The sequence below is a fragment of the SAR324 cluster bacterium genome (assembly GCA_029245725.1).
GTDB lineage: Bacteria > SAR324 > SAR324 > SAR324 > NAC60-12 > JCVI-SCAAA005.
The window spans coordinates 1-1,665 of the sequence record JAQWOT010000113.1; the positions used below are offsets into that span (position 1 = coordinate 1).

At 48.3% G+C, this 1,665-nt stretch carries 3 protein-coding genes; all 3 read right to left on the reverse strand.

Translation table 11 applies throughout. The features are described from left to right. A partial coding sequence (locus P8O70_05025) for a YeeE/YedE family protein (GenBank protein ID MDG2196240.1) occupies positions 1 to 360 on the reverse strand: 360 nt, incomplete at its 3' end. Continuing rightward, the gene (locus P8O70_05030; protein ID MDG2196241.1) at positions 357 to 794 is read right to left on the reverse strand and encodes a YeeE/YedE thiosulfate transporter family protein; all 438 of its coding nucleotides are present in this window, start codon (positions 792 to 794) and stop codon (positions 357 to 359) included. The genes P8O70_05030 and P8O70_05025, both read right to left, overlap by 4 nt. A gap of 91 nt (positions 795 to 885) precedes the next feature. Further along, positions 886 to 1,665 (reverse strand): rhodanese-like domain-containing protein (locus P8O70_05035; GenBank protein MDG2196242.1); only part of this gene is annotated, 780 nt, incomplete at its 5' end.

The following is a 1,665-nucleotide window of genomic DNA, read 5'->3' on the forward strand; positions in this document are numbered from 1 at the left end:
ATTTCCTGAAAATATCGAGGTCAACCCAGGCCCAGGACAGAAACCACCCAATCCCCAACCCAAACCAAAAATCACCGCCCCGACTACCAACGGTCGATCAATCACCTTAGACGTTGGTAACTGAAAGGAACTCGTAAAGCGGGGTTGTTCATTTCTTATAATCAGTCGGTAGAGCAGCATATACACACCCGTCCCCCCACCCATCACAAAAATTAGGCTGGGGTCCCAGTTTCCAGTGAAATCCAGGAAACCAATCACTTTTCCGGGTTGGGTCATCCCACTGATCGCTAGTCCAATTCCAAAAACAAAGCCTACTGCAAGGCTTATTAAGTTTTCACGACTACGCAGCACCTCAATCATAATAAGCCTCCTAACAGATGATTGGTGATCCAAACCATTCCGATTCCAGCAGCCATGAATGCTCCGACCGAGGCCATCGAACGCAAAGAGAGTCTACCGATTCCACAAATGCCGTGTCCACTGGTGCAACCACTCCCAATTCGAACACCGATACCAACGAGAAAACCCGCCAACAAGGCAGTGACCATGCCCCGCTCAGCGGTATCCACAAACATCTGTGGTGAAACCAGCACCATCACCAGGCCCGCCAAAACCATCCCTCCAATGAACATTGCTCGCCATGCGATAGCCCCTGATTGGGGGACAAGAAGACCACGAAAGATACCGGAGATCCCTGCAATTTTTCCGTTAAAATACATCAAGGCTGCGGAAGCAAGGCCGATCAGGACACCTCCCAGCAGAGGCTCCCAGATCGAAAAATCCTGAATTTGCATAATGATCCTAGTAGTTGAAGAAAAGTATTTGAACCAAAGCCAGAGACATTGAACACCTGATTACAGTTGGTCAAAGACTCCAAAGCCCCTGTCAATTCACTGGATAACCAGCCTGATCCCAATGCAGCATCCCAGTGGTCGGTACACAGATAATGTTTTCCAAACCTTTGTTGTTGAGGGAACTGGTTGCGTAGCGTGCCCGCCTGCCGGAGCGGCAGAAGAGATAAACTTTTTCGTAGGTTTTAAATTTATCGAGATACTGTGCCTCATCACCCAGCGGGACGTTAATGCTACCTTGGACGTGCCCGTTGCCGTATTCCTGGGGAGTACGAACATCAACCAGCAAAACACCCTCAGAAGGATTCTCACTGAGGTTCTTGATCTCTTCCATCGTACAAACAGTTTCACTGCTCTGCTCTTCAGTCACACCACAGTCGAGATTGGCAGACAATGATTCATCGATGCGTTTCGGATACGGCAGATTTAGATTGTTCATAATTCTATTGAAGTCTTCAAAAGAGTTGTCTGTTCTCAATCTTGGATTGAGGCGTTTTTCTTCACCAACCGATGTGACCAAGCGTCCCCGGTAATCATGTCCTGGATAAATCAAGGTTTCATCCGGCAATGAGAAGATTTTTTCGTGAATACTACGATAGAGGTTTTCTGGACTTCCTTGTTGGAAATCCGTCCGGCCACATCCACGAATCAAGATGGTGTCTCCGGTAAACACCATGTTCCCAACCTGGTAACTAGTGCAGGCATCTGTATGTCCCGGAGTCGCCAGCGCCTTTAAGGTATGCTTGCCAAAGTGAAGCTCTTGTCCATCCTCCAAAAGAATATCTGCACAACCGACCCCAGCTGGCTTCCCAAC